Origin of the sequence: Acinetobacter sp. C15, from assembly GCF_013420645.1 — a bacterium.
In the GTDB taxonomy this organism is placed as follows: Bacteria; Pseudomonadota; Gammaproteobacteria; order Pseudomonadales; family Moraxellaceae; genus Acinetobacter; species Acinetobacter indicus.
On the sequence record NZ_VOXR01000077.1, the window covers coordinates 1 to 5,560 of the forward strand.

General features: G+C 39.3%; 6 protein-coding genes. 3 read left to right on the top strand and 3 right to left on the bottom strand.

Annotated features, from left to right (window positions below; genetic code table 11):
• Window positions 1–241 precede the first annotated feature (241 nt).
• Together repM and FTT63_RS14685 are read left to right on the top strand one after the other, a co-directional pair.
• On the top strand, window positions 242–1,180 hold the full coding sequence (gene repM, locus FTT63_RS14680; protein WP_065996348.1) for a replication initiation protein RepM: 939 nt from the start codon (window positions 242–244) through the stop codon (window positions 1,178–1,180).
• A gap of 15 nt (window positions 1,181–1,195) precedes the next feature.
• On the top strand, window positions 1,196–1,429 hold the full coding sequence (locus FTT63_RS14685) for a hypothetical protein (protein ID WP_065996352.1): 234 nt from the start codon (window positions 1,196–1,198) through the stop codon (window positions 1,427–1,429).
• A gap of 21 nt (window positions 1,430–1,450) precedes the next feature.
• Here the strand turns inward: FTT63_RS14685 and trbL are convergent, their stop codons facing one another.
• The 3 genes from trbL to FTT63_RS14700 are packed head-to-tail and all read right to left on the bottom strand — an operon-like array spanning window position 1,451 to window position 3,445.
• On the bottom strand, window positions 1,451–2,356 hold the full coding sequence (trbL, locus tag FTT63_RS14690) for a P-type conjugative transfer protein TrbL (RefSeq protein ID WP_204832353.1): 906 nt from the start codon (window positions 2,354–2,356) through the stop codon (window positions 1,451–1,453).
• 21 nt (window positions 2,357–2,377) lie between these two features.
• Complete coding sequence (locus FTT63_RS14695) at window positions 2,378–3,166, bottom strand: ANT(3'')-II family aminoglycoside nucleotidyltransferase (protein ID WP_005071978.1); 789 nt, start codon at window positions 3,164–3,166, stop codon at window positions 2,378–2,380.
• 3 nt (window positions 3,167–3,169) lie between these two features.
• Window positions 3,170–3,445: a hypothetical protein gene (locus tag FTT63_RS14700; RefSeq protein WP_004919011.1), complete on the bottom strand. Its 276-nt coding sequence runs from the start codon at window positions 3,443–3,445 to the stop codon at window positions 3,170–3,172.
• Between the two features lie 209 nt (window positions 3,446–3,654).
• On the opposite strand from FTT63_RS14700, the gene mobQ reads away from it, so the two are divergent.
• A complete protein-coding gene (gene mobQ, locus FTT63_RS14705) occupies window positions 3,655–5,073 on the top strand; it encodes a MobQ family relaxase (protein WP_065996350.1) in 1,419 nt (472 codons plus the stop codon).
• The last annotated feature ends 487 nt before the right edge of the window (window positions 5,074–5,560 follow it).

A 5,560-nucleotide genomic window follows, 5' to 3' on the forward strand; every position in this document is an offset into this window, starting at 1 on the left:
GGCAATTTTGACCCCTCCCTTCTTTTTTAATTTTTTTATTTTTTTTAATTTTTAGGGTGACTGAAATCCTTATATAGCAATGGTTTCAGACTTTATATAGCAACGTTTATCTTGCAATATAGCAACGTTTATCTTGCAATATAGCAACGTTTATCTTGCAATATAGCAACGTTTATCTTGCATATTACAACATTGTTATATAATGTTGCTATAACAACAAAATTCGAATAAGTTGCTATGTATGAAAAAAGACCTAGTCGTTAAGGATAATGCGCTGATCAATGCCAGTTATAATTTAGACCTTGCAGAACAACGCCTAATCCTTTTAGCAATACTGGAGGCGAGGGAGTCTAATATCCCTAGTGACCGTGATTTAACTATCCATGCAGAAAGCTACATTAACCATTTCAATGTCCATAGAAACACCGCCTACAAAGTCTTAAAGGATGCTTGCAAAAACTTGTTTGAGCGTCGCTTTAGTTACCAAAAATTAACGGCTAAAGGCAATCTTGAGAATGTTATGAGCCGATGGGTACAGCGTGTGTCCTATGTTGAAAATGAAGCCCTTGTCCGTATCAGGTTTTCAGATGATGTTGTGCCACTGATCACCAACCTAGAGAAGCATTTCACCAGTTATGAACTGGAGCAGGTAAGTAGCCTAACGAGTGCCTATGCCATACGTTTATATGAACTACTAATTGCATGGCGTAGCACTGGGAAAGTATCAATGCTTGAAACTAAGGAATTGAGGTCAAGACTTGGTGTATTGGACACAGAGCATCAACGGATGGAATCGTTTAAAAGACGAGTATTAGAGCCTGCTATTCAACAAATTAACGACCATACCGACATTAAGGCAGAATACGAGCAACATAAGCGAGGACGTTCAATCATTGGGTTTTCATTCAGCTTTAAACAGAAATCCAAGCCTAAAACAATCAACCATGAACGAGATCCAAGCACGGTTGATATGTTCTGCAACTTGTCAGACAGTCAGATAAATACTTATAGCTCAGTATTGTCTAAAGTCCACAGTATCAGCGACCTAGCAGGGAATAAGGACTATCAAGCATTTGCAATATGGATTGCCAATATTTTACGTGACCCGTCCAGTGTGCGAGAAGAAACGGCAAAACGCATATTCAAGGCATTGCGAACAGAAACAGATTTTAAAGGTTAAATGGGAGTATTACTAATGACTGATTTATCAAAACTAAGTGAAACCGAGCTATTAGCTATCTGGAATAAAGATAATTTTGGACTGAAAGGTCAACTATACAAACTAGAACAAGAGTACATCGAAGCCAAAGAAATATTGGATAACTGGCAGAATAAAGACCACCCACTTTATGAACGTCATCAAAGTTGTGTGGATGGTCTTATTACAAGGATTGAGCGTATAAAACAACAACTAAACAAATGCGAATAATCAGAAAAAATCTGTCTCGCCCTATGAGATAGTGTTTTCATCCTGATTGCTTTTAGATCGTTTTGACCGTAGCTCGTTTGCTTTATTCATCATCGAGCCAGCCATACGTCCACCAGTCGTAGAACCACTTAAACGACTACCAAGGTCACTTTTTAAAGCAGAACTCATATTCATGGCCATATTACCAGCCATAAAACCAGCTTTACCCATTGCACTCGATGGGCCTGTGCCAGTTGCTTGAGCCGTTTTAAGCTGTTCACTTGCCAACGCTCCAGCGCCTTTTGTAGCCATAGACGCACCAGCTGCACCAGCAGCAGCGCCAGCTGTCGCAGCAGCCACAGCACGTAGGGCAGAAGTTAAAGCAGCACCACTTCCAATAGATGAACCGTTAATCACACCTTGGAGCATATCAGGCACAATTTTGGTTAATGCCAGCAGTACCACACTACAGCCAATCATACCGACCAAACTTACATTGTCTTCAACATTAAAGCCCGTAGCCCACTCTTGGATAAAAGTAAGTCCAAGACCTGCAATCAATTGTAAGATAAATATTTTTGCACCGACTGAAACAGCATATTGAATAGTTTTCAAGGCATAGTCTTTCGTCCATTGCGAACCTGCAAACCCCATCATTAAGACACTAGCTGACACCACGATATACATTTCAACCAACGCCAAAACCAAGAACGCACAAATCAAGGCAAATGCAATCATGATAATGATTGAAGCAATCAGCATCCCCAATGAATCAATAGGCGACCAAGCACTTACCGAGTTTAAAATCTCTTGGACGATCTTCCAGCCGTTCACAAAAAAATCTGAGGGTGTAAGCAGACTGTAGCCACTGGCGGTAGATGCAGCCTGCCTGAAGCTATTTACAATCGCTTCAGCGAACGTTGCTGAGTTCATCAAAAGCCATGACATAAAGCCAGAATCAAAAAATTATTATGTGATCAGATTTCTTTTCTGCTCAAACTGCTCTTCAATTTTTGAACTCAAAAAATTGACAATAGGCTGCAAAGCATAATGCTCCTCTTGCCAATTTTGTTTGCCGATTTCCCCTCTATATTCCTGTATAAGTCGCTGCAATACGAATTTCTGCTCATCAGAAAGCTGAGACATAACCCATCGTGCAGCATTGTCTTTTGAAGCAATATCCTTCATCACTAAACTAAAATAGATCCGGCATAAAGCTAAAATCTGGTTTCTTTCATCTGCATCCTCATCCCAATGCGCTACAATTTCGGGATAAGTGTCAGACATTGCTTGCCATAGTTCTTGATCAGAAATTTCAGGTGCCCATTGGTTTAAAGCTGGCCCAAATAAAACTGTATGATGAGATCTCGCTTTTCTAAGCAATATACTAATATCTGGGTCTTTCTGTGAGCTCAATATTCCACCTTCTTTAAGCTCTTCACGCAGCCATTCACCAAATTGCATTTCATAACTTAAAGGATAAATTCCAGACTGAATCTCATCTTTTAATAAAATAGTAACTTCTAATGGCCTTTGTAATTCCCCAACAGGCTGTGAAATTTTTAGTAATTCTTGTGCAAGCTGCTCACGTAAAGCAGAAGTTAATGGTTGAGTGACCACGACCAGTACATCAAGATCACTTTCTGGCCCTAAACCACCGTCAACAGCTGAACCATAAAGATAAATTGCAAATAATGATTCCGCTAAAAGCTGCTGTAATTTTTCTTGTAGATATTCTAACTGAATTAAATCAGGCATCACTCACTCCTTTAATGGAAGATTAAATAATTCTCTATCTCGATTTTCGGTTAAGTATTTATCGAGTTGAGCCATTAACTTTTCATGAGCAACAGTGTCATTTTCGACGATTTTTAACATACAAGAGCCGATTAAAATCTTACGTCTTGTATCATTCTTTCGTTCTAACTCTTTTTGCTTAGAACGTTCACGAGCTACAGCAGCTTGTTTTTGAGCTTTTAACTGTTTTAACCGCTCTTGTTGCTTAGAAATTTGTTGTTCCAATGACTCAATTTTCATCTTTAACATACCTTTCAAATAGAGGAAATCCCCCTAAATCATAAGCGCACTTGAACATTGCTTTCAAGTTGCTATATGATTGTTGTGGGTTTTCCCGAAGGGCGCACTTTCCCAAACTAAAGTTTGGAGTGCGTAAGGGGACACCCCTTAACCCCGAAAAAAAATTTTCAATTTTTTTTTAAAAACACTTGTCAATGGGACTTTACATCGTGGCTATTTTTCACTTTTCAGTAAAAAATATTAGTCGATCAGATGGTCGAAGTGCTGTTGCGTGTGCTGCATATAGATCAGGGGAAAAATTGAAAGATGAACGCTATGGAAAAGAGCAGGATTACACGAAGAAAACAGGCATAGAATTTAAAAATATCTATGCGCCTGAAAACACCAAAAAAGAATTATTAGATCGGGAAACGCTTTGGAATACGGTCGAAACCATTGAAACTAGAAAAAACTCTCAATTATCAAGAGAATTTGAAGTTGCATTTCCTTGTGAATTAAACCAAGAACAACGAGAGAAGATGCTCAATGAGCTATGCGGAAAAATTGTAGAACGTCATAAGGTCGTTGTTGATGCAGTCATTCATGCCCCACATACCGCAGGCGGAAGTGATGACCGCAACTATCACGCCCACATCATGCTCACTACACGCAGCATTAACCAACAAGGCGACCTTGATAAAAAAACGAGAGAATTTAACGACAACGGCAAACAAGAAGTCGAACACTGGAGACAACAGTTTGCGGAACTCTGCAATCAATTTCTTGAACAGGTTGGCAGCCATGAGCGTGTCGATCACCGCAGCTACAAAGAGCAAGGTTTAGATTTAGAAGCCACACAGCATGAGGGTTCTACAATTACCCAACTTCGCAGACAGGGCAAGGACACTGAAATCAGTTTAAGTAACGATGCGATTAAGGCTAGAAATACAGAACGCCAATTAATTAAAGGACTTGAGCAAGAAATTTTAGCCACAGAACGCCTTGTTCATGACTTGGAACAGACCAGGGAAAATTTAGACCAGGAACAACGCCAAAAAGAAAAAGACCAGGAACAACGTTCCCCTGAAGAATTAACCAAAATTGCATATAGCGTTATTTCGCAATATAACGACGCTATAGCCACAGAAGCGAAAAACATAGCGTCATCTATCCAAAAAACAGAAATCGAGCAAATAAACGCTGTTTTGGAGCAAATAGAGCTATCTAAAAGCGATATTAAACACCAAAAAGAAGAACTAGGAAAAAGACCCCTGTTTTTTGGCGGAAAATGGGATACAGCAAATGCTGAAATTCAGAAGCAGTTGAACCAGCTGGAAGAACAAGAACGAGAATTGAGGAATAACTCCCCTCGATTTGAGCCTGAACGCTATACAGATCGGGCAAAACTGACTGTAAACAAGGCTAATCCAAACCTAAAAGCTAAATATGACCGAGCAAGAAATTATCTTGAGCGAGAACAACAACGGAAGTTAGCCGAACAGGAAAAACGAAAACAAGAAGCCAAAGCCATACAAGAACAAGAAAAACAGGCATTTTTTGCACGTAAAGCCTTGCGTGAACAAGGTAAGCATGAAGAAGCCAACAAGATGCTTGAAGCCGAAAAGCGGAATAGACCACGTTCAAGATAGGTATATCTATGGTGCAAAATATATGATTTTGCACCATAGATATACCTATTCTTTTTGGTGTTTATTAAAATTATCTAAACAATACATGGTTTTACAGAGCGAGTGTCTACGAGCGAACTAGCAATATTCGACCCTCGACCCTCTGAAAAACCGCTTTTAAATGACTTGAACCCTAGAAAATCTATATTTTCATGTTGAAATCTGCACCTAGACCGAGCGAAGCGAGCATAAAGCCTTATGAGCGAAGCGAATTCATAGTTGCTTTTGCTTTTAGATTTCACAAACAGGATTAACCGAAAAATTGCCCCTCGAAGCGAGCTTGCGAGCTTCAATAAAGTACGAGCTTTAGCGAGTACATAGGGCAATTTTGACCCCTCCCTTCTTTTTTAATTTTTTTATTTTTTTTAATTTTTAGGGTGACTGAAATCCTTATATAGCAATGGTTTCAGACTTTATATAGCAACGTTTATCTTGCAATATAGCAACG